The organism is Sphingobacterium sp. E70, from assembly GCF_019285695.1.
In the GTDB taxonomy this organism is placed as follows: domain Bacteria; phylum Bacteroidota; class Bacteroidia; order Sphingobacteriales; family Sphingobacteriaceae; genus Sphingobacterium; species Sphingobacterium detergens.
Map to the genome: position 1 here is coordinate 6,047,087 of NZ_CP079104.1, position 25,599 is coordinate 6,072,685.

General features: G+C 40.6%; 44 protein-coding genes. 19 read left to right on the forward strand and 25 right to left on the reverse strand.

Annotated elements, in window-relative coordinates:
* Positions 1-13: 13 nt before the first annotated feature.
* The 5 genes from KUH03_RS43280 to KUH03_RS43300 all read right to left on the reverse strand — a co-directional run bounded on the left by KUH03_RS43280 (position 14) and on the right by KUH03_RS43300 (position 1,721).
* Positions 14-208: a hypothetical protein gene (locus KUH03_RS43280; RefSeq protein ID WP_257090738.1), complete on the reverse strand. Its 195-nt coding sequence runs from the start codon at positions 206-208 to the stop codon at positions 14-16.
* Positions 208-627 carry an SLC13 family permease gene (locus tag KUH03_RS43285; RefSeq protein WP_257090739.1) on the reverse strand — a complete coding sequence of 140 codons (420 nt, stop codon included), beginning with the start codon at positions 625-627 and terminating at the stop codon, positions 208-210. The genes KUH03_RS43280 and KUH03_RS43285 overlap by 1 nt, the downstream gene beginning before the upstream one ends.
* Positions 612-1,037 carry an SLC13 family permease gene (locus tag KUH03_RS43290; RefSeq protein ID WP_257090740.1) on the reverse strand — a complete coding sequence of 142 codons (426 nt, stop codon included), beginning with the start codon at positions 1,035-1,037 and terminating at the stop codon, positions 612-614. Before KUH03_RS43290 ends, KUH03_RS43285 begins: the two co-directional genes overlap by 16 nt.
* A 157-nt stretch (positions 1,038-1,194) precedes the next feature.
* On the reverse strand, positions 1,195-1,401 hold the full coding sequence (locus KUH03_RS43295) for a DUF2490 domain-containing protein (protein WP_257097884.1): 207 nt from the start codon (positions 1,399-1,401) through the stop codon (positions 1,195-1,197).
* Between the two features lie 8 nt (positions 1,402-1,409).
* Positions 1,410-1,721, reverse strand: a complete 312-nt coding sequence (locus KUH03_RS43300; RefSeq protein ID WP_257090741.1) for a DUF2490 domain-containing protein — start codon at positions 1,719-1,721, stop codon at positions 1,410-1,412.
* 368 nt (positions 1,722-2,089) lie between these two features.
* Between KUH03_RS43300 and KUH03_RS43305 the strand changes: the two genes are divergently transcribed.
* Together KUH03_RS43305 and KUH03_RS43310 are read left to right on the forward strand one after the other, a co-directional pair.
* Positions 2,090-3,010, forward strand: coding sequence for a sensor histidine kinase (locus tag KUH03_RS43305; RefSeq protein ID WP_257090742.1), 921 nt, complete (start codon positions 2,090-2,092; stop codon positions 3,008-3,010).
* Complete coding sequence (locus KUH03_RS43310) at positions 2,998-3,693, forward strand: LytTR family DNA-binding domain-containing protein (RefSeq protein WP_257090743.1); 696 nt, start codon at positions 2,998-3,000, stop codon at positions 3,691-3,693. The genes KUH03_RS43305 and KUH03_RS43310 overlap by 13 nt, the downstream gene beginning before the upstream one ends.
* Here the strand turns inward: KUH03_RS43310 and KUH03_RS43315 are convergent.
* Positions 3,690-3,887: a hypothetical protein gene (locus tag KUH03_RS43315; RefSeq protein WP_257090744.1), complete on the reverse strand. Its 198-nt coding sequence runs from the start codon at positions 3,885-3,887 to the stop codon at positions 3,690-3,692. The two genes, KUH03_RS43310 and KUH03_RS43315, sit on opposite strands and share 4 nt — an antisense overlap.
* A 117-nt stretch (positions 3,888-4,004) precedes the next feature.
* On the opposite strand from KUH03_RS43315, the gene KUH03_RS43320 reads away from it, so the two are divergent.
* The 7 genes from KUH03_RS43320 (at position 4,005) to KUH03_RS43350 (ending at position 7,703) form a co-directional block, all read left to right on the forward strand.
* Positions 4,005-4,313, forward strand: coding sequence for a helix-turn-helix transcriptional regulator (locus tag KUH03_RS43320; protein ID WP_257090745.1), 309 nt, complete (start codon positions 4,005-4,007; stop codon positions 4,311-4,313).
* Positions 4,310-5,512 (forward strand): type II toxin-antitoxin system HipA family toxin, encoded by a 1,203-nt coding sequence (locus tag KUH03_RS43325; protein ID WP_257090746.1) that lies wholly within the window; start codon positions 4,310-4,312, stop codon positions 5,510-5,512. The genes KUH03_RS43320 and KUH03_RS43325 overlap by 4 nt, the downstream gene beginning before the upstream one ends.
* Before the next feature lie 35 nt (positions 5,513-5,547).
* On the forward strand, positions 5,548-5,877 hold the full coding sequence (locus tag KUH03_RS43330; RefSeq protein ID WP_257090747.1) for a sulfatase-like hydrolase/transferase: 330 nt from the start codon (positions 5,548-5,550) through the stop codon (positions 5,875-5,877).
* 52 nt (positions 5,878-5,929) lie between these two features.
* A complete protein-coding gene (locus KUH03_RS43335; RefSeq protein WP_257097886.1) occupies positions 5,930-6,340 on the forward strand; it encodes a hypothetical protein in 411 nt (136 codons plus the stop codon).
* Positions 6,298-6,819, forward strand: coding sequence for a sulfatase-like hydrolase/transferase (locus KUH03_RS43340; protein ID WP_257097887.1), 522 nt, complete (start codon positions 6,298-6,300; stop codon positions 6,817-6,819). The genes KUH03_RS43335 and KUH03_RS43340 overlap by 43 nt, the downstream gene beginning before the upstream one ends.
* 22 nt (positions 6,820-6,841) lie before the next feature.
* Complete coding sequence (locus KUH03_RS43345) at positions 6,842-6,988, forward strand: hypothetical protein (RefSeq protein ID WP_257090748.1); 147 nt, start codon at positions 6,842-6,844, stop codon at positions 6,986-6,988.
* A gap of 208 nt (positions 6,989-7,196) precedes the next feature.
* Positions 7,197-7,703, forward strand: a complete 507-nt coding sequence (locus KUH03_RS43350; RefSeq protein WP_257090749.1) for a hypothetical protein — start codon at positions 7,197-7,199, stop codon at positions 7,701-7,703.
* A 141-nt stretch (positions 7,704-7,844) separates the two neighbouring features.
* On the opposite strand, the gene KUH03_RS43355 is transcribed toward KUH03_RS43350, so the two are convergent.
* The gene (locus tag KUH03_RS43355; RefSeq protein ID WP_257090750.1) at positions 7,845-8,828 is read right to left on the reverse strand and encodes a hypothetical protein; all 984 of its coding nucleotides are present in this window, start codon (positions 8,826-8,828) and stop codon (positions 7,845-7,847) included.
* Positions 8,829-8,888: 60 nt separating this feature from the next.
* Between KUH03_RS43355 and KUH03_RS43360 the strand changes: the two genes are divergently transcribed.
* Entirely contained in the window at positions 8,889-9,188 is a 300-nt protein-coding gene (locus KUH03_RS43360) for a hypothetical protein (protein WP_257090751.1), read from the forward strand.
* 197 nt (positions 9,189-9,385) lie between these two features.
* On the opposite strand, the gene KUH03_RS43365 is transcribed toward KUH03_RS43360, so the two are convergent.
* The 5 genes from KUH03_RS43365 to KUH03_RS43385 all read right to left on the reverse strand — a co-directional run bounded on the left by KUH03_RS43365 (position 9,386) and on the right by KUH03_RS43385 (position 12,596).
* Complete coding sequence (locus KUH03_RS43365) at positions 9,386-10,168, reverse strand: hypothetical protein (protein WP_257090752.1); 783 nt, start codon at positions 10,166-10,168, stop codon at positions 9,386-9,388.
* Between the two features lie 161 nt (positions 10,169-10,329).
* Entirely contained in the window at positions 10,330-10,830 is a 501-nt protein-coding gene (locus tag KUH03_RS43370) for a fatty acid desaturase (RefSeq protein WP_257090753.1), read from the reverse strand.
* Positions 10,820-11,212 carry a fatty acid desaturase gene (locus KUH03_RS43375; protein ID WP_257097889.1) on the reverse strand — a complete coding sequence of 131 codons (393 nt, stop codon included), beginning with the start codon at positions 11,210-11,212 and terminating at the stop codon, positions 10,820-10,822. Before KUH03_RS43375 ends, KUH03_RS43370 begins: the two co-directional genes overlap by 11 nt.
* 360 nt (positions 11,213-11,572) lie before the next feature.
* Positions 11,573-12,079: a hypothetical protein gene (locus KUH03_RS43380; RefSeq protein ID WP_257090754.1), complete on the reverse strand. Its 507-nt coding sequence runs from the start codon at positions 12,077-12,079 to the stop codon at positions 11,573-11,575.
* Positions 12,080-12,116: 37 nt separating this feature from the next.
* Positions 12,117-12,596 (reverse strand): RNA polymerase sigma factor, encoded by a 480-nt coding sequence (locus KUH03_RS43385; protein WP_306429347.1) that lies wholly within the window; start codon positions 12,594-12,596, stop codon positions 12,117-12,119.
* A 154-nt stretch (positions 12,597-12,750) separates the two neighbouring features.
* Between KUH03_RS43385 and KUH03_RS43390 the strand changes: the two genes are divergently transcribed.
* Positions 12,751-12,906, forward strand: a complete 156-nt coding sequence (locus tag KUH03_RS43390) for a hypothetical protein (RefSeq protein ID WP_257090755.1) — start codon at positions 12,751-12,753, stop codon at positions 12,904-12,906.
* A gap of 175 nt (positions 12,907-13,081) precedes the next feature.
* Here KUH03_RS43390 and KUH03_RS43395 read toward each other — a convergent pair whose 3' ends face one another.
* The gene (locus KUH03_RS43395) at positions 13,082-13,486 is read right to left on the reverse strand and encodes an AraC family transcriptional regulator (protein ID WP_257090756.1); all 405 of its coding nucleotides are present in this window, start codon (positions 13,484-13,486) and stop codon (positions 13,082-13,084) included.
* A gap of 26 nt (positions 13,487-13,512) precedes the next feature.
* Positions 13,513-13,914 carry a hypothetical protein gene (locus KUH03_RS43400; RefSeq protein ID WP_257090757.1) on the reverse strand — a complete coding sequence of 134 codons (402 nt, stop codon included), beginning with the start codon at positions 13,912-13,914 and terminating at the stop codon, positions 13,513-13,515.
* A gap of 528 nt (positions 13,915-14,442) precedes the next feature.
* Between KUH03_RS43400 and KUH03_RS43405 the strand changes: the two genes are divergently transcribed.
* Positions 14,443-15,183 carry a carcinine hydrolase/isopenicillin-N N-acyltransferase family protein gene (locus tag KUH03_RS43405; RefSeq protein WP_257090758.1) on the forward strand — a complete coding sequence of 247 codons (741 nt, stop codon included), beginning with the start codon at positions 14,443-14,445 and terminating at the stop codon, positions 15,181-15,183.
* Positions 15,184-15,300: 117 nt separating this feature from the next.
* Here the strand turns inward: KUH03_RS43405 and KUH03_RS43410 are convergent, their stop codons facing one another.
* From KUH03_RS43410 to KUH03_RS43445, 8 genes are all read right to left on the reverse strand, one after another.
* Positions 15,301-15,537, reverse strand: coding sequence for a hypothetical protein (locus KUH03_RS43410; RefSeq protein ID WP_257090759.1), 237 nt, complete (start codon positions 15,535-15,537; stop codon positions 15,301-15,303).
* Entirely contained in the window at positions 15,528-16,109 is a 582-nt protein-coding gene (locus tag KUH03_RS43415; protein ID WP_257090760.1) for a hypothetical protein, read from the reverse strand. The genes KUH03_RS43410 and KUH03_RS43415 overlap by 10 nt, the downstream gene beginning before the upstream one ends.
* A gap of 29 nt (positions 16,110-16,138) precedes the next feature.
* Complete coding sequence (locus tag KUH03_RS43420; RefSeq protein WP_257090761.1) at positions 16,139-16,630, reverse strand: hypothetical protein; 492 nt, start codon at positions 16,628-16,630, stop codon at positions 16,139-16,141.
* Positions 16,631-16,852: 222 nt separating this feature from the next.
* On the reverse strand, positions 16,853-17,539 hold the full coding sequence (locus KUH03_RS43425; protein WP_257090762.1) for a TonB-dependent receptor: 687 nt from the start codon (positions 17,537-17,539) through the stop codon (positions 16,853-16,855).
* Positions 17,521-18,102 (reverse strand): hypothetical protein, encoded by a 582-nt coding sequence (locus KUH03_RS43430; protein ID WP_257090763.1) that lies wholly within the window; start codon positions 18,100-18,102, stop codon positions 17,521-17,523. Before KUH03_RS43430 ends, KUH03_RS43425 begins: the two co-directional genes overlap by 19 nt.
* Before the next feature lie 23 nt (positions 18,103-18,125).
* Positions 18,126-18,377, reverse strand: coding sequence for a hypothetical protein (locus tag KUH03_RS43435; RefSeq protein ID WP_257090764.1), 252 nt, complete (start codon positions 18,375-18,377; stop codon positions 18,126-18,128).
* 166 nt (positions 18,378-18,543) lie between these two features.
* Entirely contained in the window at positions 18,544-18,861 is a 318-nt protein-coding gene (locus tag KUH03_RS43440; RefSeq protein ID WP_257090765.1) for a TonB-dependent receptor, read from the reverse strand.
* Positions 18,798-19,064 carry a carboxypeptidase-like regulatory domain-containing protein gene (locus KUH03_RS43445; RefSeq protein WP_257090766.1) on the reverse strand — a complete coding sequence of 89 codons (267 nt, stop codon included), beginning with the start codon at positions 19,062-19,064 and terminating at the stop codon, positions 18,798-18,800. The genes KUH03_RS43440 and KUH03_RS43445 overlap by 64 nt, the downstream gene beginning before the upstream one ends.
* 261 nt (positions 19,065-19,325) lie before the next feature.
* Here KUH03_RS43445 and KUH03_RS43450 point away from each other — a divergent pair, with 261 nt between their 5' ends.
* From KUH03_RS43450 to KUH03_RS43465, 4 genes are all read left to right on the forward strand, one after another.
* Positions 19,326-19,559 carry a hypothetical protein gene (locus tag KUH03_RS43450; protein WP_257090767.1) on the forward strand — a complete coding sequence of 78 codons (234 nt, stop codon included), beginning with the start codon at positions 19,326-19,328 and terminating at the stop codon, positions 19,557-19,559.
* A gap of 50 nt (positions 19,560-19,609) precedes the next feature.
* The gene (locus tag KUH03_RS43455; protein WP_257090768.1) at positions 19,610-20,173 is read left to right on the forward strand and encodes a helix-turn-helix transcriptional regulator; all 564 of its coding nucleotides are present in this window, start codon (positions 19,610-19,612) and stop codon (positions 20,171-20,173) included.
* Positions 20,174-20,323: 150 nt separating this feature from the next.
* Complete coding sequence (locus tag KUH03_RS43460; RefSeq protein WP_257090769.1) at positions 20,324-21,178, forward strand: AraC family transcriptional regulator; 855 nt, start codon at positions 20,324-20,326, stop codon at positions 21,176-21,178.
* A 77-nt stretch (positions 21,179-21,255) separates the two neighbouring features.
* The gene (locus tag KUH03_RS43465) at positions 21,256-21,876 is read left to right on the forward strand and encodes an FAD-binding oxidoreductase (RefSeq protein WP_257090770.1); all 621 of its coding nucleotides are present in this window, start codon (positions 21,256-21,258) and stop codon (positions 21,874-21,876) included.
* 264 nt (positions 21,877-22,140) lie between these two features.
* Here KUH03_RS43465 and KUH03_RS43470 read toward each other — a convergent pair whose 3' ends face one another.
* Positions 22,141-22,611 carry a hypothetical protein gene (locus tag KUH03_RS43470; protein WP_257090771.1) on the reverse strand — a complete coding sequence of 157 codons (471 nt, stop codon included), beginning with the start codon at positions 22,609-22,611 and terminating at the stop codon, positions 22,141-22,143.
* 422 nt (positions 22,612-23,033) lie between these two features.
* Here KUH03_RS43470 and KUH03_RS43475 point away from each other — a divergent pair, with 422 nt between their 5' ends.
* Positions 23,034-23,588 (forward strand): DUF421 domain-containing protein, encoded by a 555-nt coding sequence (locus KUH03_RS43475; protein WP_257090772.1) that lies wholly within the window; start codon positions 23,034-23,036, stop codon positions 23,586-23,588.
* A 132-nt stretch (positions 23,589-23,720) separates the two neighbouring features.
* Here the strand turns inward: KUH03_RS43475 and KUH03_RS43480 are convergent, their stop codons facing one another.
* Positions 23,721-24,077, reverse strand: coding sequence for a DUF4406 domain-containing protein (locus KUH03_RS43480; RefSeq protein ID WP_257090773.1), 357 nt, complete (start codon positions 24,075-24,077; stop codon positions 23,721-23,723).
* A 64-nt stretch (positions 24,078-24,141) separates the two neighbouring features.
* Complete coding sequence (locus KUH03_RS43485) at positions 24,142-24,555, reverse strand: Crp/Fnr family transcriptional regulator (RefSeq protein ID WP_257090774.1); 414 nt, start codon at positions 24,553-24,555, stop codon at positions 24,142-24,144.
* A gap of 345 nt (positions 24,556-24,900) precedes the next feature.
* Here KUH03_RS43485 and KUH03_RS43490 point away from each other — a divergent pair, with 345 nt between their 5' ends.
* Positions 24,901-25,311 (forward strand): hypothetical protein, encoded by a 411-nt coding sequence (locus KUH03_RS43490; protein ID WP_257090775.1) that lies wholly within the window; start codon positions 24,901-24,903, stop codon positions 25,309-25,311.
* Positions 25,308-25,562, forward strand: a complete 255-nt coding sequence (locus KUH03_RS43495) for an ABC transporter permease (RefSeq protein WP_373564910.1) — start codon at positions 25,308-25,310, stop codon at positions 25,560-25,562. Before KUH03_RS43490 ends, KUH03_RS43495 begins: the two co-directional genes overlap by 4 nt.
* Positions 25,563-25,599 lie beyond the last annotated feature (37 nt).

The following is a 25,599-nucleotide window of genomic DNA, read 5'->3' on the forward strand; positions in this document are numbered from 1 at the left end:
TAGGCATCATTCGTCAGAAAAAGGTGAGCGGCACGCTGAAAATCGCGGTTATAATACTCAGGTGCATGCCCCAGCCTTTTGGAACAATGCCAATCATACTATTGCCCATGGCCTGCATAATTCCTGTGCCATTGAGGATCCCTGTGAAAATACCGGCTCCAAAGATCATGCCCGCAACCGATAACGCATTGCCGGCATGTTTTGCCATTATTTTTGCTGATCTTTTAATTTAGGATAGTTGATGACTGAAGCGATACAGAATGCCACCATAAAGGCGATGCCCAACGGGGCGATATCCAGAATCATAACCACGAGCAGGATAAGGGTAAGCAGGAGGTTGATCCAGATTAATTTGGGCCGAAGTAGCGTCGGATCCAGATCGCCGGCGATGCCTGTGCTTGTGTATTTCTTGAATTTACCTTGTTTGGCAATGCGCCCCTTTTCCTTTACGCCTAAAATATAGGCCACAACTAACACCCAGCAAATGCCTATCGCCATAATAGGAATCATAGGAACAAAGATTTCGGTATGCCCAAGTTTGAGCGAACTCATTACTCGAGCGGTAGGGCCGCCCCAGGGAAGGATATTCATAATACCACCAGAAAGCATCACTATGCAGGTAAGCACCAATGGGTTGATGCCCTGTTTTTGTATAAGGGCAACATGGCCGCAACCACAATAATATAGGTGGAGGAGCCGTCGCCATCGAGCGAAACCAGGGTAGTTAATATCGCTGTACCAAGGGTGGTTTTGACGGGATTATCCCCAACCGCCTTTAATATGATATTAACCAGCGGTTCAAAAAGCCCCGTATCTATCATTAAGCTAAAATATAGAATGGCAAATAGCAGCATGACACCGGTCAACGCGATTTCCTTTACACCATTTTTCATCATTTCACCAAGATCGGACCCAAAGCCCGCAAGTAGTGCTACCGAGACCGGAATAATGACTAAGGCGGTAATCGGTGTCATTTTCTTCAGCATAATCAAGAGCATAAAAATGACGATCATCAAAAAACCGAGGAATGTAAGCATAGCTAAGAATGTTTATGTTATTATTTATTTTTTCTCCAATCGAAATTGTTTCTGTAGCCGACATAGGCATAGTTGCTGGGTCTGCCCGTCTCTACCTGATTGATCCAGGCAATTTCGACAGCGGCATTTTTACCCAGTTTCCGGCCGAAGCCTGCCGTCAGGCGATTGCTGTCAAAGGGTTCATCTTTTTGGCATTCATCCGGATCTCATTCTTAAGAATGCCATAGTATTGTTCGGGTTGGCCAGCTTTGTTAAAAGGGATCCGCAATGAAATCAGGTAACGTAGGCGGAGCACAAACTCATTGGGGTTGTTGATAAAACGTTCTTCAACCCGAAAACGGTGCGAAACCGACGTGCGCCCGATATTTCCGCCTAAACTGACTTGCTGAAAGGGTCTTTTTCGTAGCGTGTTCTTTTTCCACCGTCTGCTTTATAGGAATTCAAGGTGAGAAACATCGCACCCAATGCAGGTCTAACATCATCAGCAACCTCATAATCCACGTAAGCCGAGACCAAAAACAGGCGCGTGTCATAAGCCAAATCAAAGGAACGATATTGCGACAGGGCCGTAAGGGTACTCTTGTCCGTCAGTTTGGCGGATAACAGGTATTGAAACCACATATTATAGGTATCACTGCGCTGCGCATACGCCAGCGGACTAAAGGCCAGCAAAATGATGGACATAAAAAATATCTTGATGCTCATGTAAGTTTATATTGGTATCCCTTTCACCCAAATATATTTATAAGCGGATTTGATAATTTTATTTTTCAATCAACGACAGTTTTTATCAGTAAACTGCAGTTTGACCTCCCAAAAGATCTTATATTTGATTGAGTCGAAATCCAGGATAAACAATGCTGTTGGTTGTAAATATTGTCTTTTTATTATTGGTTTTTAGAATCTTGCTGAATTCCAGGATTCTCGAAAACTGATGCAGTCGCATTGGGGCTTTTGGTGAAACTGCAACATATCTTTTTCCTATCGGTGTTTTTGTTGCTGACGATCTTTACAGAAAATTACTTTCTGGATATGCCGGAATTGATCTGGGGGTGCTGGTCGTCTTTCTTTTCAATGTAGGGATCTATTATCTGGTCTATTTTTATCTTGTTCCACAATTTTATCTCGCCAATAAATACCCCAAATTTATTCTCTATTCGCTGATCTGTTTTTTGGTATCAAGCCTCTTTCGGATTTTGTTGGAACCGGCAGTCTTCGACGTTCGTTTTGATCACAACCTTTCCAATACAACCTTTCTGTTCAATGTATATATTGTACAGGGTATTGTTATCCTGGTTGCATCATTTTTGGGGATCACAAAAGATAAATTTCTGATCGAAAAGGATTACGAAGATCTCGGTGAGGAAAAAGAAAAGTTGCACCTGGATCTGCTTAAATCCAAATTAAACCCGCACTTCTTATTCAATATCCTGAACAATATTTATTCGGGAAGCATTCGTTCAGCTGAAAACACCTCAGCATCTATACTACAGCTCAGTAAGCTGCTACAATATGTGATCTATGATACCAATAAAACCAAGATAAGCATCGCCCGGGAATTTGCATCGATTGTCTCCCTGATCGACCTGTATCAGCTCCGCTACAATAATCAGCTTAACATCCGCTTTGACCTGCGGCAGGAGGAAGCGCTGGAGCTTATTGAGATTCCACCAGCAATTTTCCTGACCATATTTGAAAATGCGCTCAAGCACAGTGCTCTTGGTATAGAGGCTGACAGCTTCATCACAATCAGGTATACCATAGGAGAGCGTGAGTTTTTGTTTGAGGTCGAGAACTCCGTGGCTGAACACAAGAATTTGTCGGATAACCTAACGGATAGTGGGTTAGGGAATACAGCAATTCTTTCGCTACTGGAAAAATACTATCCGGAGAAATTTACTTTTAGGACTGGTCTACGTGAAGACAATAGCTACCAGACTAGCTTACAAATTGAATATTTATGGCAAAATTGAGCATAGTAGGGGTTGATGACGAATACCCGGCATTGGAGCTTATTGAGCACTACTGCAGTCAAATAGCGGATGTGGAGCTCGTAGCGCTATTTCAGCACCCAAAGGACGCGTTAGACTATCTCACAAAGAACCCCGTAGATCTCGTTATCCTGGATATCAATATGCCTTTTATCAATGGTATTGATCTCTTATTGAACTTACCGTATAAGCCCCTGTGTATCTTTCTGACAATGGAAACCCAATATGCTGTAAAGGCCTTCGAATTGGATGTGATCCATTACCTGGTCAAACCGGTGGATTTTGCAGGCTTTAACAAAGCGATTTTAAAAGCAAAGGATTTCCTACAATTCCGTGATTCGATGGAAAAAAAGAAAAAGGAAGAATACATCATGTTTAAATCGGATTATATCATGAACAAGATCTTGCTGGCGGATGTCCGATGGGTGCAGGGATGTGGCGAGTATATAGTGCTTGTTACGCCTTTTAAAAAATATATGATCCTTGATCGCATGTCAAACTTTGAAGAAAAATACCGTGACCTCGGTTTTATCCGTATTCATAAATCCTATATTGTCCTGGGTGTCCATATTACCTCATACGATATGGCTTATGTACATTTGAAGGACGGGGAGAAGCTGCCACTGGGCCGGACCTATAAAAATCAGTTGAAGAGCCTATTCTAATAGGCTATTTCTTTAACGAATACGTATTTAATATTGTACCAGGCCACGACGTCATATTCATTTTTCATCTCTTCAGGCCCTTTAAAAAGATATTGATTGTCATTGAAAAAACGGGAATAAGTAACTTCACCCGAATTGTGACCATTTTCGGCATATAAGTACCTATAAATCCCTCCATTTGTCCTATTATCCAATATTTAGGTAAATCAATAGCATATCGCCCGCTTAGGTATTTATTTCATCAACATATTTTATTATATTTGTACTACAATAATATTAGTAACTACTATTATTTACTAATAAGTACTATTATGATATCACTTATATCTATCTCTAAAGCGCAGCAGAAATTAGCCAACAACGTTCGGGACAGGCGTCTTTCCATGGAATTGACACAGGCTGGTTTATCTAAACGATCGGGGGTTCCCTTGGCTACTTTACGAAAATTTGAACAAACAGGGGTTATTTCACTGGAGTCCTTTTTGAAACTTTTAATGGTTGTCGGTGGGATAGAAGATATCCTTAATGAGCTAAAACCAGTAAAGCCGAACTTTACATCGATTGATGATGTTTTGAAAGATACAACGCAAATATCACGGAAAAGAGGAAGTAAGCAATGAATTATCCAACTGTAGAAGTTAAGGTCGGATTGGATTTCGGAGCTGAAATCCAGCGCGTAGGACGTTTAGCCATTCGAGACGGGGTTATCTATTATGAATACGATATGGAGTTCTTACAGAAAGGTTTGGAGATCTCACCGTTCCGCTTGCCTTTGCAAACGGGCGTTGTCGCGCTTCCGCGCCAACCTTTTGAAGGCTTGGCCGGAGTCTTTAGCGATAGCCTACCCGATGGATGGGGACGATTGCTTTTCGACCGTTCAGCAAGATCAAAAGGCATATTGCCTGCTCATCTTTCGCCACTGGATCGCTTGGCTCATGTCGGACGGTTTGGTATGGGAGCTTTGATTTATGAGCCTGATCATAGTCCTGACGACGCTAATGATTTCATTGATCTTGACGCTTTAGCAGAACAAACTCAGGAAGTATTAAGAGGAACTTCTGAAGATGTAATTGAGGAGTTACTGGCCTTGAACGGCTCATCCGCAGGGGCTCGCCCGAAAGCATTGATTGGTCTTGATGGGAAGAGACAGCATATCGTCTATGGCGCCAAGCAGCTCGATATGGAGTTTGAACATTGGCTTGTTAAATTCCCGAACAGCCAAGATGGCCATGATGCTGGCGCCATTGAATATGTTTATGCATTGATGGCGAAAGAAGCAGGTATTTTAATGCCTGAGGTACATTTGTTACCTTCGCAAAAAGGAGCTGGATATTTTGCCGTTAAACGTTTTGATAGGGATGGTAATCGGCGCCTACATATGCATACCGCAAGTGGATTATTGCATAGTGATTTCAGAACACCAGCATTAGATTATGAAGATTTGCTCAATTTAACGGGCGCACTCACAAAAGATGTCCGAGAAATAGAAAAAATGTTTCGCCTCGCCGTCTTTAACGTATTGGCGCACAATAGAGATGATCACGCTAAGAACTTCAGCTTTTTAATGGACGAATATGGCGAATGGAAACTTGCGCCCGCCTATGACCTTACATTTTCCAGTGGGCCGAATGGCGAGCAGAGTACAATGGTAATGGGTGAAGGCACCAAGCCCACAATCAGCCATTTGCGAAAACTCGGGCTGGGAGCAAAACTATCCAAACAATTGATAGAAGATAGCATCGAACAAACAAAAATGCATTGGATAAATGGAAAGAGCTGTCCAACTCCTTTCCTATACAAACTTCAACAATTGAGTTGATTTCAAAGCGATTAAATAAAGATTAAAAGCAAGAAATGAAGAAAAACCTTCTCGCAATTGCGGCCCTATTGATTTGCACATCACTATTCGCCCAGAATACACCGAATATTATTTATATACTGGCTGATGACCTAGGTTATGGCGATCTAAGTTCCTTAAACAAAAATTCTAAAATCAAAACAATCCATTTGGATCAGCTGGCCGCTGCAGGGATGGTATTTACCGATGCACATACCTCATCTTCCGTCTGCACACCGTCGCGTTACAGTATACTCACGGGACGATACAACTGGCGGACTTCCTGCAAGATGGTGTATTATGGAGTTATGATCCACCACTTATTGCAAAGGAACGCACTACCGTAGCCTCATTGTTAAAGAAAATGGTTATCATACTGCTGTCATAGGGAAATGGCATCTGGGACTTGGCTGGCAGAAAGATGCTACAGGTAATGTTGATCTGATGAAAACTATCCTAGACGGACCGACCTCCCACGGATTTGATTATTTTTATGGGATCACAGCCTCCTTGGATATTCCACCCTACGTATACATCGAGAACAACAAGGTTACTGCTACTGCAATAGATAGCATTGCAGCAAGCCCTGGCCCGGCATTCTGGCGTGAAGGGCCTATTGGCAATGATTTCAAGCATGCCGAGGTATTGCCGCATCTGACGCAGAAGGCTGTGGACTATATCGGTGAACAACAAAAGGGTAAGAAGCCATTTTTCTCTATTTTGCACTTCCTTCGCCTCATACACCCATTCTCCCTACAGCTGACTATATCGGAAAAACTGGAACTACTCCTTATGGTGATTTTGTGTTAATGACCGACGCTGTGGTCGGCCAGCTCGTACAGGCTGTTGAAAAGGCTGGACTGGCACAAAACACGCTTATTATTTTCACCAGCGACAATGGTGCTGCGCCAGCCGCCAACTTAGAGCAGCTTAAACAAAAAGGACATTTGGCAAACTATATTTTTCGGGGAAATAAAGCAGATATATATGAAGGCGGCCATCGTGTTCCCTTTATTGCCAAATGGCCCGCGATGATCCGTGCCGGGGCAGTAAGTGAAGCCACCATATCCCTGACTGATTTTATGGCAACCGCTGCTGCATTGACCAACCAAAATTGGCAGCCAACGAAGGCGAAGATAGTTTTAGTCTATTGCCACTATTTAAGGGTGCAAAAGGTTATCGGCGTAAATACACGATACTCCATTCTATTTCTGGAAACTTTTCAATCCGTCACGCAAATTGGAAACTGGCGCTTTCCTATGGATCCGGTGGCTGGAGCGCCCCGATGAAAACAAAGCCAAACAGCTCAATATGCCCGCTGTTCAGCTGTACAACCTATCGGCAGATATTTCAGAAAACAATAATTTGAAAGCAAAGTACCCATCAATGGTGGAGAAAATGACCAAAGAACTCAATAGAATCATCGATCAGGCCGGAGCACCGCTGGACCAAAAGTGAATAACGATGTAACAGTGGATTACAAAAAGTACCTGTAGCTTTTCACTGGAATTAAAAATCAATGTACATAAGAAATAACAAGACCGAAGGATATCACTCTCATGGAATCATACCTATGAGGCGTCTCAATACAAATACACAACACTAAAATTATTAGCATTTTATATTTACTATCCGTATATTTGTTAACTAATTAATAACCAGAGTTATGACAAAGTTTTCAAATCGCACGGATGACCTGCTTTGGAAATCTATTTTAGAACAGACCTTTATACATTTTCTACGCTTTTTCTTTGTTAAAGCAAATGACATATTCGATCTATCTAGGCCGTTTGATTACCTTGACAAAGAGTTTGAAAGTTTATTTCCACCCGAACCAAATGGAAAGGGAGTACGTTTTGTTGACAAGCTTGTCAAGGTTTATCTTAAAGATGGAAGCGAAAAATTTGTGTTATGCCATATCGAAGTTCAATCTCGAAAAGGAAAAGGAGACCTGGCCGAACGTATGTTCCGCTATTTTTACAAGATATTCGACAAGTATCAAGTTCCCATCACAGCAATTGCGATTTTGGCAGATGACAATTGTGATTATAGGCCATCTTTCTATTTGCAAGAGTTTGTGGGTACTGAATTAGCTACTCATTCAATAGTTACAAAATACTGGATCAAAATGAGTCCGAGTTACGTGCTAATCAAAACTCCTTTTCAGTTGTAGTACTCACTACGCTATTGGCCATAATAAATAGGAGAATAAATGACCAGGAATTAAAGAGTATATTGCTAAGGGCACTGGGCTTACTGTGAAAGAGATTGAAGAACTGAAATAAAAACTACGTTTCATAACAAATAACCGCGTTTATCTATTATCCTGCACTTTAAATCCAACGCGAATGGCCTTAAGACCAATCAGTCCCTGCAAATCCTCAACTTCAAATTTTTCGATATCGTCATTCAATAAACCTTTGTGTTGAAGCAAGTTGATGTACCCCAAGTACTCCGTCTCTTCATGAACATGTGAATAGACAATGACCAATTTTCCTTTCTGGGTAATACGCTCTGTCGAGCCTTTGATCTTCGCTTTGTCAATACGTTTTTTCGCGATTTCATAACGTACATTGTAGGATCCGTCGACATCAAACTGTTTTTCATCCATTTTGAAACGGATGGAAATCGGTGTTGCAAAGACCAGTATCAGCGAAGCCACCTCCAACTGGTGCGGTAGTGTTGGCTGCAGCACTCTAAACTGACTTTCCATTTCGCACATGACCTGCAATTGCCACAAGCGCAAATTTTTGAGATAATAGAGTTCAAAGTTTTTATCCGGCGCAATGGAAGCTCCGATATAAAGGTTATGCTCGATGCCATCTGTTTTATAGCGCTCGTAATAATGCGGAAAATAGTCCTGTGCCTCGACTTGCTTTTCGTCGAGGATCGTGACCAGCTTTTTATTGATCAGGGTGATCGAATTGTCGTAATCCTGACGTGCCTCATAAAATCCGCCCAGGGCTGGGTTTATTCGATCGAAATAGGCATCAATAGCCGCAACGATGGGGCTAGTTTTATTGCTTTTCCGAAAGTTGTCCAGAATGGGATGTACATCCAGATTAAAATGATCCAGGATAACCTGTTCGGTATCGGTGGAAAGTGAATGGTCAAGTGTTTCCAGATTCCGCTCCAAGTCAAAGACCTTCTGCTCAAACAGGGGCAAGCTATGCTGCTCGTTTATCGCAGTGAAAAGCGCGATCAGGTCTTTTGCCTGATTGATCAGATCCTGCTTAATCGCTTGATTTCTGGATTCCGAAGAGCCCTGTACGTCAATCTGGCCATAGAGCGGATACACATGTTCAAAGACGATCTCCTGTAAGGTATAATCCTTTCCAAAAGCTCTATCATTGAGGTAATGGATTGCCTCTTCCTGAAAGCGCCATTTGACACTGGGATGAATCGAGGTATATTCTTTTGGATGATCGCTTCAATCTGGTTCTCTGTTTCAGAAAATGCCTTGGATACTTTGTCTTTTATAAAAGGTAAAACAACGTCGAGTTTATTGGCATTGACCGAATTCAGTGCGCGCACCTTGGAGGAGGACATCTCAATATACGAGTACTTTGTCATCCTGTATCAAGGGGACAAAGATAAAGCTCTTCACATGCTGCTGTTTGAGTTTGTTGATAAAAATGCTTTTTTGGGTCTACTGTAGGTAATTTATCGATGTCCGGGACAACCAGCAGCTCTTCTTTTTTAAGCATATTTTCCAACGTTTCATTACAGAGCATCTCCTGACATTCGGCAATAGTCGAATCGTAAAGCAGATGGCTGTACAACTGTTTTTCAACGATTCTCAAATTAAACTCTTCCTGACTTTTTCAAAGGAGGTCAATCCGATCCGCAGATCGTCTATTTTGTAAATGGATCTGAAAATATCCTGAATTTCTTCCATCTGAGCCGCCTTGTCTTCACGTAGTAAATTACTTTTGAAGCTTGACACGGCATTCTCCGTCGTCGCATCAAAAGGGTCATAATGGCGAAGCCTTTCAGAATCCAGCTTTGCTCAGGGAATTTGGATTTCCATAGGGCGATATCTGAAAAATTGTCAATCAGCTCAATAATGTCCGCTTCGGAAAGCTCCAATGCACGATCTGTCGGAATAATATCCATAAAATCTGCATTGAACAGTACCCGGTAATGATGCATGATATTATTTTTATCCGGAATATCCAAGAATATCGGTGTATCCATGGCATCCACTTTTATACCATAGTACTGACTGATGATCATACAGCAATTCAGAATATAATAGGTATCCGGAGCGATATCACGGTAGCTAAAATCGTAATGATCGCCGGCATCACGGAGGATATTGTCTAAGCGTTCGCTATGATTGAAGGTATACAGATAGAAGGGAATCGTAACGGCCTTTATTTCGTTTTTAGTCAACGATCTGGGGAACAGATCTGCTAAAAGGACTTTGATAATAGGCTCATATTGGTGTAAATCCTCGGTTTTTTCAATTCCGTTGACCAGTGCCGGATATTTTTTGATCTCTTCCAGCAAAGATTTCGCATAAGTAGCCTGGAATTCAACTTCGGACGATGCCGTTTCCTCAAAAGATTTGATAATCTTATGAAAAGCGATCAATGTCTTAAAAGGACTGGAATCAAAGGTGAAGTTAAATTGCATAGCGCTTGTTTCTGAAAAATTAGCTAATTATTGGGTTCACACAAAAGTATGAAATAATCAGTTATTGCATACGCACTTTTTAACAAATAACAAGAGGCTTAATTGATCGGCTCCGCCGGACAATTATTGCCTCGCGGAACTACATCAGCATTGCTTTCAGATTATCTTGACATCGCATGGATGACGCCGATATGCGACCGGAAAGCCGCCCAGAATGTTTTAAATTCGTTATATTGTAATTTATACTCCTTACAGGTTTGTTTCACAATACGATTGAGCGCTGGGTAATGTACATGGCTAATCTTTGGAAACAAGTGATGTTCGACCTGAAAATTAAGGCCTCCAAGCAACCAGGTCAATACTTTGCTCTTGGTAGCGAAGTTAGCTGTTGACTGAATCTGATGGATCATCCATTCTTCATCCACGCGTGAGGCCTCGATGGTCTTGAATTCTGTTCCCGAAACCACATGGGCCAATTGGAATACAGTTGCCAGGCTCATTCCACAGACTACACCGGCAATCAATAGACCAAGAAGCGTAGGCAGCCAGCCGACAAATATAATGGGAACAACCACAAATAACGTAAAATGGATGAGCTTACTAACCCAAAAAATAATACGCTCCCTGACCGGAAAATGAAAACGCTCCGTATCATTGCCCATACGGCCGCGGAAGTATTTTTCGTAATCCTGATAAAAATCCAGGCGAGATAGGAGATACCGTATAACAGCGGAAAGTAAAAGCGCTGGTAGCGGTGATGTTTTTTAATTTTTGATCATGATGTATGCGCATGAATTTAACCTCGATATCATGATCTTCACCGTCGATATTGGTATAGGTATGATGGGCGATATTGTGTTTGAGTTTCCAGAAATAGATGTTGCCACCCAAGAGATTGAGTGAATAGGATAGGACGGTATTCAATCGCTTGTTGTCCGAAAACGAATTGTGGCCCGCATCGTGCATAATATTGAAACCAATCGCAGCGAGGTTGGCCCCGAAAATGGCGCATAATAGGATCGCAATGCTCCAATGAAGCGGCACGAATACCAAAAAGAATATAGAGTAGGATAAAGCTCGTCAATAGGATGGAAGCTTTCAAATAAATTCTTCGGTTACCCGTTTTTGCTTTGCTGAATTTATAAAATAATGATTGATTTTTTGCTTTAAAGCTTTAGAAAACAATGTATTTACATTGTCGAATTTAACGGACTGGGACATGTGATTTTGTGCGCGGGAGATATGCTTGTGCTTAATTTCCAATCTTTAGTGATTGGCTAGGGTGAAGTTACAAAATATAATTGATCATCTATGTATAAATAAGGTCAAATTTGACCACAACAGGATAAATCGACAATCGCCTATTATACCAACCTTAACGAAAAAGCCAAGAGGAGAGGCCAATCAATTCAGCAAGTTGATTGACTTTTCCAAGCCAGCCAAACGTTTTGCCCATATCCTAAAGGTGAGCAGAAGTTGAATGATAAACAGCAAACCTATAATAACCAGCGAAATAGACTTATTTGTATTAAAGCTTAGTCCATAGGTAAAAAAAAGTAGAAGCCCGATCAGAAACAGCTGCTTTGAAATAATGGAGATTGCGGCATAACGCTTGACCTTTGCCAGGTAATTTTTCAACGATTCCTGGATATTGCTACCCTGGACAAGATATTTTGCAAAACGATAGCCCATAAGGTTATGGATGATGGGCAACAAGATTGAGAAAACAAGCAATATATTGATCCAGACAGGTTTTCTGTCGCCGTCAAACATCGTATAGTAGCATGTCAGGAAAATACACCAACCTATGATTTCTATGGTTAATTGCTTCCTAATGTTTTTTAAAACAGGATGTCTATTCTCTGATAACATCTTTTGGATTTCCCTTGGAGAAATTTCGGGTGTTTTCACCGTATTCAGGTAGATTTTAGTTCATTAAATTCCATAATTAACAGGCTAGAAGGTTCTGAATTTTGATTTTTATTCTATTGAGTTTGACACCGACATAATTTTCACTTATGCCAATAATATCTGCGATCTGTTGATAACTCAAATCCTCAAGGTACAGGGTAATGATCGCCTTGTCTCCATCATCAAGTTGTTTTAAAGCGCTGAATAATCGCTCCTGGCGTAAAGCAAGTTCTTCATCCGGCTGTTCTTCGGCCATTTCGGGCAAAGTAGGACGATATTCGACATCTTGTTTCTTTTTACGGAATGTAGCTATGGCAGTATTCAGGGCAATGCGATAAATCCAGGTGCTTATTTTCGAGTTGTTCTTAAAGCTATCATGGGATTTCCAGAGCTGAAAAGTTATTTCCTGAAAAAGATCCTCCCGATCTTCGCGAACATCGCGATATAAGCGACATATTTTATGGATAATCCCTTGATGCTCATTAATAAGTATTAAGAACTGTCTCTCATCCATCATCGCTACTTTTTATTAAATGTAAGGATTTGGTCGTTATCTATTGCTCGATTCATATTTTCTAATTTTCCTATAAGTAGCGGAACTGTTCAAAAACTTACAGCAGTAGATTTACTTTGTAAGTTTTTAGGACTCCGCCAACTATCAGCTAAAAAACATGAAAAAACTTGCCATTATAATTTTGCTTTCCTTAGCAGCCTGCGGTCGTGCCTCATCACCAGAAGGAAGGTCAAAAATAAGAGATGAAAACATCCAGCAACAGATTGAGGATCTGAGGATCAAAACAATGCTTTACGTGATAGTATCCGTATAATTAATAAACAATTGAAGGGCCTTAGACCTGAAAATACGTTTCAATAAAAACAGGTTATCGTAAAAAATGTCCAGGCAAAATTTAGGTCGATTATAAGACGCTGTATTCAATGATTTTTAAATCTACATCAGCGGATATTAAAATAGTCTTATTGTGTTTTCTGGATCCAAATACTTTATGGCTTGTCCAAACTTTTGACATACTGCATAGGTGACATATTAGTCCATTTTTTAAAAGCGGTATTGAATGCTGTCTTTGAATTAAAACCGGATGCAAAAGCTATTCCGACCATATTTAGCCTTTCTGCCTCGCCAGAAACCAGCAATTTTTTTGCCTGTTCCACACGTTGGCAATTGATGAAATTGTAGAAACTATAACCAGTGACTTCATTGATTAGGTAAGAAGCATCGTGAACACTAATACCAAGCTTCTCTGCCAAAATGGGAAGACTCAACTCACTATCTAAATAAATCTGTTGCTCAACAATCTGTTTATTTAGTTCCGCTGCGAGAGTGACCAGTATAGGCTGGCTTATTCGTGCTTCCTTTTTCGTCCGTTTTGGCTGTGGATCATCGATCATATCGGTTGGAACGGTGTTCTGGGATATCAGGCTAATATATTGCTGGCCAGACAAAGTAGCCATAAAAAGATAGCACCTGTATATACGACAGGCATAGTTTCGAGCATAAAATTTATTCCTATCAAAGCATCGTTGATCCAAAATAGCAGCACCAAACTCAGAACCAGTAAAAAATGGTGAAGCCAGGTCAAGCTTTCGCCAAAAGTAGTCGCAGTTTTGGCCGCCTTTTTATAGCGAATCAATGTAAGGTAAGTACAGATGATATATAGCACCAGCTGCAAAGGCAATAGGTCACGTACCAGAAAATCCGCCGAGCCTATAGGAAATAGTTTCTTGATCATCAGATCAGTACCACCTTCAACTAGAAGTAATGCAGCCGCTACAAAAGCCAAGGCGGGCAAGAAATGTAAAAAGTCTTTTTTTTGCAAAAGTTCTGGTAGGTTTTACAAAGTAAAGAGCGCTTAACAAAAGACTGGGTGCCATCATAAATTGCAAAGCATTAAACCCTATACTGAAACGAGTAAATCGAAGTGCAAATCCGCGAAGGCTAACTTCTAAAAGCAAATTGCCCATCAGCAATACAAATAGGGCAAGCCATCTGTTAGCCTTTACATTTTGTGCATGTGGATAGAAAAAAAAAGCATAAAGCTAAAGAGAACACATGCACCGCCAGAAAAACACATAAGAAAAGCATTCATTGGAGCTATATTATAAGATCTATTTTAGAATAAAAATACTAAATTCTCGACTGGTTAAAAAATATAAGCCCCCTCAATCAAACTGAAAGACCTTAAATAGCAATGGAATGTGTTCGGGTGGATAAACGCGAACAGCAGATGCGCTGTCTTAGGGTAAATTTGTAAAAATCATTACCCGATGGAACGAAAATTTTATTGTAGCTTTTTATCGTCTTGTGTCTTATAACTTGCTTAACAAGTGCTGCATGTACCATATTTATGGTCAATGATGGTCGACATATTTGGGTCGGAAATAACGAAGATGAGTCGCCTGATCTTAAATATAGGTTATGGTTTTACCCACAGCAAAGAGAAACCTATGGTTATATGATCTGGACAGAGCTTTCTGATGAGGAGAAACTGAATAAAATAATGTACAAAAATCCGCAGGGCGGCATGAACGAACATGGCCTATTTATGGATTACACAGCAATAGATGAAATTGCAGCTATTCGGAACCCCAACAAACAGGACCGGAGCGAGGAGGTTGTCACGGATGTACTCAAAACCTGCAAAACAGTACAGGAAGCTGTAAGTTACATTGGAGCGTTTAATCTCGTGCGATTGACCGGAGCGCAATTATTTATTGCTGATGCCGGTGGAGACTATGCCATTGTCCATGCGAACTATTGCATACGAAAGACAAGTAGAAACTTTGCGCTGACGAATTACACTGTGAATAATAATCACTATGAACCTTGTTGGCGAAGAGATACGGCAATGAAGTACCTTGCTCAAGACTGGGTGTACCATTTAAATGATATGGCTTTCCTTCTTGAAAAAACAATTCAGAAAAAACCAAGCGACATCATTTCCAACTATTCAATGGCTACCGACCTTCATGCAAAACAGATCCATCTGTACTATAAGGGTGATTTTTCCAGGGCTGTGACCATTTCTTTAAAAAAGGAATTAAACGCTGGTATACACCAGCGGGATATGGCCAGTTATTTTCCTTAATCAGCTATCGCTTAAAAGATAAAATCATTTCTAGTTAAAATTGGATCGCAACAAAAATGGTCGCTCTGTAAAATCAGAGCGACCATTTAAATGAGGTCCTATACAATATATATTGTATTAATAAGCACCGATATAACGATGTCCTGTACCATTCAATAGCTTAGCACCTTTCGTCAATTTACCCGTTTTCCAGTTGTAAACAAATACATTTCCGGCTTCGCTGATAGGTGTCAATGGAACATACACATTGTCGCCCACCTGAGCTATACTTTGCTGTTGATCAAAGTTTAATTTAGACTCGTATTCTGTGGCAATTTTTGTTGCTGTTTTAGCATTGAGGTCTATTAGCGCCAAATAACCACCTTTTTATCAATGTCATATAGGACAAATGCTTTACCTTGACCTAGGTATTTCCATGCTTTGATTCCAGCAAGACCACTAACACCTAGTGCTTTCGATAAATCGAATACATAACTGTTGTCATAGTCATTGGTATTTTTATCAATGCGCAAGATATGTGGGTAGCTCGTTGTGTTCGCACCAGTGGATTGATAAACATGGCCATCTTCAGCAATATACTGGGTCATGGTACGGTAACCATTATTACCATATTTGCTTTGTGTAGACCAGATCAATTTCGGATTTTTAAATGAAGGATAGTCTACAACCAAAGTGACCGTACCCGCAATATTGGCAGCATCGCTTGGCCAGGAAACTACGCCCGTCTCCTGATTTTGGCTAGGAGTGCCCTTTGGATTGACTTTCGAAATATTACAGCCGATATAGACTTTATTCTTTGCCTGGTTGATGATCGGCACATCGATACGGCCGATCGAATAACCTTGAGCCAACTGCTCATCAGTAAATGGAATAGTAAATGAAGCCGTGTTTAAAATACTTGGATTATCCAAATTGATAGACGCCACAGTAGCTGTAGACTTGATATTGCCAAAAGTTACCGCCGGAAATGTACCTGTAAAGATGTCAGTGTTGTTGCACTCACACCAATACCGATCCCTTCAGCTGATTTAACCCAACGTGGTGAGGTGCCCAGAATAACAGCTGCATTCACTTCGTTGCCACTTTTTACATATTTTTCTGCCCCATTTACGGCGTATTTCTGGAAAATACCACCATCAGTTCCTGTATATTGAATATCGTATAAAAATTTTCCATCTGCAGATGCCTGTATACGCGAGGTTCTAGGTGAATCAAATTTCAAGCCTTTGCCATTAAAAACATCGAGCTCAAAAGCAGGGTCAATCGCTTGCTCAGGTGAAATGGCGTAGGCCATTGTACCACCATTACCGTCACCATCGTTTGTCAATTTTAGTGCAGCGGTCAATGTAATCCATCTGTTGTCAGTAGGTTTTTCCTCTGGAGGGACTACTGCGCCCGGATTCCCGCTATCTTTACTACAACTACCTAAGGTTACTGACGCAGCCAATGCGCCAAATAGAACGGTTTTTAATAGATTTTTTTCATCTGTATAAATTTGTTTTTTTAATTGTGATGAAGCTATCAGATTTATTCATTAGCATGATCGAATAAATCATGATGGTTTCATTTTACTATTGTTTACTATAAGAATTTGCTAATCGTGTAATTGAGTTTGATGTAGAATGCCCTTCCAGGCTTTTGAACACCAAAGTTGTCATACAACGCTGTATTAAAGATGTTTTTGTATCAAAACTTGCCACCAGTTTTCCGGAGGAAAGCGATAGCTTAGTCCTAGATCATGTGCAAACTGGCTAGGGGTGAGGCTCCCCTCAGAAGGATGCCATGCGATATCGTAATGCCCTACATAGCCCATATTGTAATAAAGGTTCATGATGGCACGTTTTTGAAAGACGTTATCCAAGCGATACTGTGCATTTGCATTGACTGTAAAATAAGGTTCGTTTGGAATCTGTAGATTATAGCGGTCATCTGCACGTCCGGCGGCATCGAATTGCCGTTTGTATAGGGCATTGAATTTAGAAAAATTGACCATGACATTAAGTTTGTTGTCAAAGACATAGATCAACTCAGCTTCCACACCCCTGGACTGCGTACGACCCAGATTAACGAAAGCTGATGCCTGAATATCCAGATCGGAATCCGTGACAATACTATCGACTGTCTGTCGGGTAATCTTGTCGTAGCCGTTTCGCCAGAAGGCACTTCCATAGAACGAGAACCGATGCTGGTCAAATGTTATATTTGCCAATCGGAAACCTAGGTTATAATTTATATTTTTCTCGGGTGTAAGATTGAGATTAGGCAATATATTGGTTTCGAGATTCCCAAACATCTGTTCTTCGGAGGGCATGATTTTACCATTCTCCATCGAAGTAATCAAAAACAGATTCGGCAAGATATTGTATGAAATCGTGGCACCATACCCAAAGTTGTCGCTAAAGGTGTTTTTGTCTCTGGATTGAGGGTATATGATCCATCAGCGTTATACGTTGGGTTTGGATTGGTCTGCTGGGTACTGTTGGCGGTATATTTTATCAGTATATTAGTTTTCAGCTTATTATTAAAAGTCTGTGCTTCGTAATTTGCCGATAGAATATTCTTGGTAACGCCTGTTAATATCAGTAAATCTTTATTGATAGGCCTTAGGAGATTGGTATCGTCGCGGTCGGTTTTTTCCAGCTTGTGGTTGAGTGATACCCGATGGCCCGGTAAGATCATATAACCTAAATTTGAACGGACATTTGTTATTGTGCGATCGACCTGTGTGATCGACGGCAATCCTTGTTGTGCCCCGTTGGGTGATTTCATCGTCATTGGGGGAAGACCATTTTCGATCATATAATCTGTATGTAGCACCACCGGATTTCCGTCCCAATTATACAATGTTGTTACCGTATCCTGCACATAGGTGCTGCGTTTGCTGCGTACAGCATTGACATTCAGTGTCAATCCATCCACAAAAATATTACGTTTGTTATAGTTTAAGCTGAATACATGTGCATTATACTCGAAAAACGGCCAACGTAGGGCTGAGCAGTCGTTGTGCCGTGGGGTATTTCTTTATAGGTGTCTGAGATATTATAACCCAAGAAAAACTGATCTGCCCATTTCACATCTGTAAAACCAAATTCAAAACGTCCACCTGCTGACCGATAGGTATCGTTAAATCTTTTTGCCCTAAAATCCCGGGTCAGTATCCCATTTCTGTCGGTATATTTTGAGAATTTCCCCACATTTCATAGCTATTGTCCGTGTAGGTATAAAAGCCGGAACCTCTAAATGAAAGTCCGTTTTTTTATCCCGCAGGGTGAGGCTCGCATCGGCATTGAAGGTATTAAAAGAACCGTAAGAAGTCGCTACAGTCGCATTGTTTTGGGCAACATCTTTTTCATGACCACATTAATGGCACCGCCCACATAATCGCCCGTCAAATGAGAGGAGCACCCCTTTGTATACTTCGATGCGCTCTATCATGGCGGGCGGAATATTATTGAGGTTAAACGAAGATCCATAGGTAGAAACTTCTATGCCATCCAAAAATATACCTATTGTGCTGCCCGACATCCCGTTGAGGTTATATTCAATCTGGGATCCAACACCACCATTTTGGCGGACACGTACACCGACGGTCCGGTCGAGCAGCTCATTAGTGGTCAGGTTGCGCAGTGCAGCTTCCTTTGTTTCGACAACGGCCACCGCAAAGCCACCGATCTCCATTTCTTTTTGGTTGAATTACGTTCTACCTTCACCTCTTCAAGGTCATTTTTGCTTCTCATCTCCACATGGATATTGACATGTTGGCTCTTTTGATAAGCACGTAAGGAGATTTCTTTCGCATGTAGCTCTAAGGAGGAAATGAACAGCACATGATCACCGTAGGGTACATTCGTTAATTGGTAATGCCCCTGAGCGTCAGTCATTGTCGCGAGTTGACTGTTCTTAATCTGAATAGTAACGTGGGAGACGCCTTTTCCTCGTTATCATGAACAGTACCGGAAATACGGGCAACCTGGGCATATACGAAATAGAACGAACAGGTAAGAGCAAGAGTTAATATATATTTTATTTGTTCCATTGAAACGATAACAGTATTTTTGATAATTATTTGTATTTAATCTAAATAAGGCGACGCAAAAGTAAAAAGTATTATACGCAAGAAAGTAACGTATTCCGAAAACAAGATGACGCAGAAAGAAATTTATCAAGATAGGGGTGATCTGGCCGAGGAGCCAATGGTGATAGATCGACAAGCAAATGGCTTACGGATGATTGCAGCAGAAAACTGTGCCGAGTATGAAGTGAGTTTAAAAACAGAAGTTTATGCCTTAGTTGTCAATCTTGCTGATCAGGTAGCAATCCATTACAATGGTTTAAAGGGGACATTGCGGCGGAACAAAAGGTATTTATTAAGTTAAACGATGCCACTTTAGCTATTGCTGGCAATGAGAAAAGCAATTATTTTATATTGGCTTTCGACCATGCCTATATCCGTGAAGTTGGTTTGGAAGATAGCTTTTCGCATGAATTGCTATTCAGGGATGAACAAAACTGCTGTTTGATAGACCATATTCCAGCCATTGTTGGCAAATTGATGGATTTAAAGCAAACGAGCCTCAAAAATGTACTTATGCGCGTTTATTTGCGGGCAAAAGTTAGCATGATCCTCTGTCTATTATTAGATTCAGTGCAAAACAACATCAAATCTGCCCGATCAAAAGTGCCGGCTGATCAACAGGAGAAAGTGCTTCTGGTAAAAGAAATGATTGAAAACAACCTGGATCAGAATTACACCATTTCAGCCCTTTCAAAAGAGGTGGGGACGAATGAACAATACCTGAAGCTGAACTTCAAAAAGTATGTTGGCCAAACTATTTTTGGTTATATGACGGCCTGTAAAATGAATAGGGCCAAGATCTTGCTAAAGACCACTGATTTAAAAATCAGCCAGATATCCCAGCAGGTGGGTTACAAACACCCCACTCATTTTGCGGGGCTTTTAAGCGGTTTTTCGGTTATATCCCCAATATGATCCGTTGTATGGGTTTCTATTTGGCGGATAGTTTAGAACTGTTTATTCTCGGCGAGGAATTATTACTACCATTTTAATCGGAATGTAATTAAAATAGATTGTTTTCCAATCAGCGGCTAATAAAAGCGAATGATAAATTTCCAGCAACAGATGCAGCACAAAAAAGATATTCCAGTAAGGACGCTGCCCAAAGAATTTGGGCATGGCATTGCACTTGCAAAAGTTTCATCGGAATCTTTTTGGGAAGATGAGGAAGTCATGCAGGCACATCGGCACGATTATCATTTCTTTGTTTTACAGAAAAGTGGTGTTACTGTAATGGAAATAGATTTTCAGCAATACCGCACAGATAAACCGACCATATATTATCAATCGCCGGATCAAGTGCATAGGGCAGTGAAGGTGGAAGATATAGAAATGTTTATGCTGATCATCAGCAACGAAAATATCGCTGCCGAATATCTTACTATTTTGCAGAGCATCTCGCCCCTAAAACCTTTGGCGATTGACTTGGAAGATCTTGAGATTATTGAGAAGACGTATAATTTGTGCATTGAACTCTACGAACGCACGACTGACAAATTGCATTTTTCTTTATTGAGGGACAGCACCAATACCTTGATTGCGTTGCAGCTATCGTTGTATTTGAAATATAGCAACACTGCTGAGTCACAATCGCGGTTCGAACGGATTAATAAAGCCTTTTTCCTCTCGTTGGAACAAAATTTTCAGACCTTGAAACGTCCGGCGGAATATGCTGCTCAATTTAATATTTCGGTTTCCTATCTCAATGAATCGGTGAAAAATGTAACTGGTTTTTCTGTTTCGCATCATATCCAGCAACGTGTGATTTTGGAGGCCAAACGATTGCTCTATCATTCTGACAAGTCAGTTAAGGAGATTGCTTTTGAATTGGGTTATGAAGATTACCCCTATTTTTCCCGCTTGTTTACCAAGATATCCGGTATGAGTGCCAAAGTGTTTCGTAGCAAAAACCGCGATTAGTCCAATCAATACAACTCTTTATTCTTTTTTATGCTGAGGTCAGTGGCGTTCTTTGTGTTCAATCAAAACATAACATTATGCCGAGCGCTCCAAAATGGGTCTTTGATACCCTTAATTTATTCGTATCGCAAATTCCCGAGGTACAAGTAAGTCAAACTGAATATTTGTCGACTACTGTCAAACGAATTAGTTTACAGGGAGATTTTGAAAAACTGCAGTTTTCCGTTGGTGCCTTTTTTGATATACGTGTTTCTGATACCAATGCCAGAAGATACACCATTGCTGAGATAAACAGCGAAAAAAATAGCCTGCAATTAATCGCACATATCCATGGAAATGGTTGTGGTAGCGACTTTATGAATCATTTGGAAGTTGGCGATCGCTTGGTACTGAACAAACCGCGAACAGAACAAAAGTACTACGATAAAGCGGCGGAGAAAATCGTATTCTTTGGCGATGAAACTTCACTGGCATTGGCCTGTTCTTTTTGCCTGTTATGGAGGAGCAAAAGAAGGAACATCTGTTCCTTTTTGAATTGGATGCAGAGAACAATGCTATCCCGGAAATACTCGGCTTGGAAAATAGCATTGTGTTTCCAAAATCAACCCTGTTTTCTGATCCAGATCAGATTAAAGAGTTACCCATTTTCAAAAATGAATATTGGTCCGACGCTTACTTTGTGCTTACAGGGAATGTAAACTCCGTACAAAACTTTCGAAAAGTAATCCGAACGCAAATGCATGCAGCTGTTAAACATCAAGGCTATTGGCTGCAGGGGAAAAAGGGACTTTAAAATTAAAACCGAAACATGCACAGACATATGCTCCTGTATTTATTCTGGGGAAGCGTATTGAATCTTTTTGAAAGGTAAGTAACCTTATGTGTGTTAAAAACTAAAGGATATAGGATGGTTTTAAGATAAACCACCCTATATCCTTTAGGACTGAACTGATAATTTGGTATTAAAGTGCAGCTTTGATAGCCGCTAAACAATCGGATTGATATTTCATGATATTATCTTTGTCTGCAGCGGATATCTTTCCGTCTGCAAGATCTTTTTCGATTTCATTTTTAATATCCAACAACGATTTCTCTTTATCCACTGCTTTCTCATGCGAGTCAGCATTGATACGATCTACCCATGTTTTACCTAATTTTGTATAAAGCTCTTTGGCTTTATCATTGGATAGTGTTGGAGCGGGTACTGACGCAATTGCTGCATTGGCCGCAGCTTTATCTGAATAAACTACAGCTTCGGCATCTTTCGTCGCGGCATCTTCTGAAGTATTCATCGCTTCTTCATTGGCATCAGCAGCTTTTTCCTCAGCGTGTTCCATACTCTCAGCGGCTTTTTCCTGTGGTGTCTGATTATTACATGAAACTAGGATGGCTGCTGTGGCTAGAGACGCGAAAAATGTTTTGTTTAAAATCATATTATTATTTGTTTAGTGAAACTAATTAAATAACAAATGCTTTTTAGGATTCGTTTGTTTTAATTTACTTTTAGGCTCTCACATGCTTTTTTTTTTCTCTGTCGCTATAAAATGAAATTATTTCAAACAGTTTATACCTGGACATTGTTGAATATATATAGATTGCTTGTCCAATCATGAAGAATTTTAAAAGCTAGGCACCTTTCCAACCTAGCTTTTTTGTTTAAAGACTAGCCTATATATTATTTGATTATAATATAAATGATTTAGAAGGCGGATGGAATTTTAAGGAATCGATAGCTTGTTTTTGAATTATGATTAACTTGGAGAAAATTTTTGCCAACGACATAGACACTTCATTTCTCGTTGAAATAGGCCTCCGTTCGACTATTATGTTTTTGCTTATCTTAACGATACTACGCTTGTCTGGAAGAAGAGGAGTACGGCAGCTAACACTTTTTGAGGTCGCAATTATAATAGGTTTGGGATCCGCAGCAGGAGATCCTATGTTCCAGGAGGATATCCCAATTTTTCATGCCGTTGTTGTTTTTATATGCGTAATCGCAATTTATAAAACCATCACTTGGATTACTTCGAAGTCGGAAACAGTGGCTCAGTTACTAGAGGGCAAGGTATTGCTGATTGTTAAAGATGGTGTTTTTGACATCAAACATGAGAATGATAACACTTTTTCACGGATGGAGTTCTTTTCCGAACTACGAAATTTGAATATCGAGCACCTGGGCCAAGTTAGGGAAGGAGTATTGGAGGTTGATGGGACTCTGAGTGTACTTTTTATTCCGATGAACAAACCAAATATGGGCTACCACTTTTTCCCTCATCCTACAGGTCTGTTGATACTTCGGCGAATGAAGGACCATTTGCATGCATGTATTGCGGAAATGTCTTGTCTCGTGTCAGTACTGATTCTCCACAATGTCCACGATGCAAAAGGACAAATTGGGCTAAGGCGATAAATAGCAAACGAGTTTAGAGAATCTGGTCAGCTAATCGGTGATATATACTACGGCTAACCAAAGTCTTGATAAACTCAAATCAGAGCGGTAAAGATCCAACTCCGATTTAAGTATCAACTGGTTCACCCTACATTAGCATTCCACAGGGATTTCGGCGATATCATAATACACTTTTAATCCTCTTTCTTTTGCCAGGCGCACATCTTCATCCGCACCTTTGGATGCTCCTTCAATACGCAATACAGCATCACATTTTTCGAGCATCCGATGTGCGACAGGATATTGAATTTCTTCCCATTGCTGGTCACCGACCTTGGTTGATCCAGCCAATTTTATCAGTGGAAGGGCCATCCATTCTCCAATAAAGGGAATATGGCCTTTCCGAAAGATATCCAGTGCAAAAGATTCGAGCTTGTCTAGATTCCGCTTCATCAAAATCGGATCATCGTTGGTGCCACCACGATAGGGGCCTGCAATTAAAATAAGCATAGTTTTTACGTTCGTTAGTTGATGCTAAATAACGGCCTTATCAGATACAAAAAAATAAACTAGTTTAAGGTTTCCAACTTTTTCGCTTGATCATACTTAAAAATTCAGCAGTGATACCCAAATACGAAGCGATCTGCTTTTGCTTTACCTTGTTTGCAACCTCAGGATATTTTTTCACAAATATATCATAGCGTTCTTCTGCTGTCATCGAAAGATTTTGCACCACACGCAATTGTTCCCGGATATAGGCATTTTGCATCAATATCCTAAAAAAGCGTTCAAATTGCGGTACCGTCTGATACAACTTTTCTAAATCATTTTTCTTCAATTGGTAAACCGTACTTTCTTCAATGGCCTCTATGGTCAACATGGCAGGAAGTATATTTACAAAGCAATACATATCCGTTACCCACCAGTCTTTTACAGCAAACATAATCGTGGATTCTCTACCCGATACATCCAAATAAAATGCCCGCAACGCACCGCAATCAACAAAATAGATCGAATCGCACAATTGCTTGCGTCAAGAGCTTATTTTTTCGGGGTATTTTCTTTTTCTTAAGCAGGGACAAAAACAACGAGCACTCGTTTTCCGTGAGCGTAATATGTCTATTGATATTTTCTAAAAGTGACCGGTCTTCCATAGTGCTCAATCTACAAATTTCTTTGGTTTTTTACTGGCAGTGTACGTATGTGAACAGTATTTTTAAAAACTGTCCGCATACGTACATTGCGCTTTTTATCCACAGCGCTACAATAGCTAGTGATGGGCCTTAGGAGGCATAAATTAAGATTCCTGAGCTACTGGTATGGTATTTGGCTTGTGATAGCTAAAAATGATCGTATGTTCTCCAATTACCTGAAGATTGCCATCCGAATACTCTGGCACAACAAAGTCTATGTGACGCTTAATATTTTAGGTTTGGGGTTCGCCATTGCCTGCTGCATATTATCCTATCTTAATTACAACTATAGGGCAAACTTTGACAAAAACCTGCGGAGTGAGCAAGCTGTTTTTCGTCTGAACAGCATACGCATGGTGGATGGAACCAAGCAGCCATGGGCGACTATACCTTCTCCAATTGCGGATGCCCTGGTAAAAGAAAAGACTGGCTTGGGACGCACTGTGCGGTTCAGCAATGCAGCTGTAGTGGTAAAGATTGGGAGCACACGTTTGATGAGCACATTCATTTTACAGATAGACCGCTTTTTGATTTATTTAATTTTCCGCTGAGAGATGGAAATCTCTCCGGTTTTGACCAACCCAATCAATTGATCATCAGTGAAACCGTCGCTGATAAATACTTTCCAAAACAAAACCCTGTAGAACAGTCTGTGACACTGATTGCAGCAGACGGTACACCGAATATCTATACAATCACGGCCGTCACAAAACAGATTCCGACCAATTCGAGTATTCAATTTGATATGATTACCGCCTATAACAATGGAGCTAAATTCGGTCTTTCAGCCGCGGATGATTGAGTCGGCCAAATGCCGTCACCACCTTTATCGAATTGAC

Excerpts from the sequence above, each read along its gene's own strand:
- KUH03_RS43310 (WP_257090743.1), top strand. The coding sequence starts at position 2,998 with ATGGCAAAATTGAGCATAGTAGGGGTTGATGACGAATACCCGGCATTG.
- KUH03_RS43390 (WP_257090755.1), top strand. The coding sequence starts at position 12,751 with ATGAAAAAACTTGCCATTATAATTTTGCTTTCCTTAGCAGCCTGCGGT.
- KUH03_RS43450 (WP_257090767.1), top strand. The coding sequence starts at position 19,326 with ATGACGCAGAAAGAAATTTATCAAGATAGGGGTGATCTGGCCGAGGAG.
- KUH03_RS43365 (WP_257090752.1), bottom strand. The coding sequence starts at position 10,168 with ATGCAATTTAACTTCACCTTTGATTCCAGTCCTTTTAAGACATTGATC.
- KUH03_RS43350 (WP_257090749.1), top strand. The coding sequence starts at position 7,197 with ATGACAAAGTTTTCAAATCGCACGGATGACCTGCTTTGGAAATCTATT.
- KUH03_RS43330 (WP_257090747.1), top strand. The coding sequence starts at position 5,548 with ATGAAGAAAAACCTTCTCGCAATTGCGGCCCTATTGATTTGCACATCA.
- KUH03_RS43385 (WP_306429347.1), bottom strand. The coding sequence starts at position 12,596 with ATGATGGATGAGAGACAGTTCTTAATACTTATTAATGAGCATCAAGGG.
- KUH03_RS43325 (WP_257090746.1), top strand. The coding sequence starts at position 4,310 with ATGAATTATCCAACTGTAGAAGTTAAGGTCGGATTGGATTTCGGAGCT.
- KUH03_RS43445 (WP_257090766.1), bottom strand. The coding sequence starts at position 19,064 with ATGACTGACGCTCAGGGGCATTACCAATTAACGAATGTACCCTACGGT.
- KUH03_RS43405 (WP_257090758.1), top strand. The coding sequence starts at position 14,443 with ATGGTCAATGATGGTCGACATATTTGGGTCGGAAATAACGAAGATGAG.
- KUH03_RS43290 (WP_257090740.1), bottom strand. The coding sequence starts at position 1,037 with ATGCTTACATTCCTCGGTTTTTTGATGATCGTCATTTTTATGCTCTTG.
- KUH03_RS43395 (WP_257090756.1), bottom strand. The coding sequence starts at position 13,486 with ATGATCGATGATCCACAGCCAAAACGGACGAAAAAGGAAGCACGAATA.
- KUH03_RS43370 (WP_257090753.1), bottom strand. The coding sequence starts at position 10,830 with ATGGGCAATGATACGGAGCGTTTTCATTTTCCGGTCAGGGAGCGTATT.
- KUH03_RS43345 (WP_257090748.1), top strand. The coding sequence starts at position 6,842 with ATGCCCGCTGTTCAGCTGTACAACCTATCGGCAGATATTTCAGAAAAC.
- KUH03_RS43465 (WP_257090770.1), top strand. The coding sequence starts at position 21,256 with ATGCCGAGCGCTCCAAAATGGGTCTTTGATACCCTTAATTTATTCGTA.
- KUH03_RS43320 (WP_257090745.1), top strand. The coding sequence starts at position 4,005 with ATGATATCACTTATATCTATCTCTAAAGCGCAGCAGAAATTAGCCAAC.
- KUH03_RS43360 (WP_257090751.1), top strand. The coding sequence starts at position 8,889 with ATGGATTGCCTCTTCCTGAAAGCGCCATTTGACACTGGGATGAATCGA.
- KUH03_RS43440 (WP_257090765.1), bottom strand. The coding sequence starts at position 18,861 with ATGGAGATCGGTGGCTTTGCGGTGGCCGTTGTCGAAACAAAGGAAGCT.
- KUH03_RS43460 (WP_257090769.1), top strand. The coding sequence starts at position 20,324 with ATGCAGCACAAAAAAGATATTCCAGTAAGGACGCTGCCCAAAGAATTT.
- KUH03_RS43480 (WP_257090773.1), bottom strand. The coding sequence starts at position 24,077 with ATGCTTATTTTAATTGCAGGCCCCTATCGTGGTGGCACCAACGATGAT.
- KUH03_RS43300 (WP_257090741.1), bottom strand. The coding sequence starts at position 1,721 with ATGTCCATCATTTTGCTGGCCTTTAGTCCGCTGGCGTATGCGCAGCGC.
- KUH03_RS43470 (WP_257090771.1), bottom strand. The coding sequence starts at position 22,611 with ATGATTTTAAACAAAACATTTTTCGCGTCTCTAGCCACAGCAGCCATC.
- KUH03_RS43280 (WP_257090738.1), bottom strand. The coding sequence starts at position 208 with ATGGCAAAACATGCCGGCAATGCGTTATCGGTTGCGGGCATGATCTTT.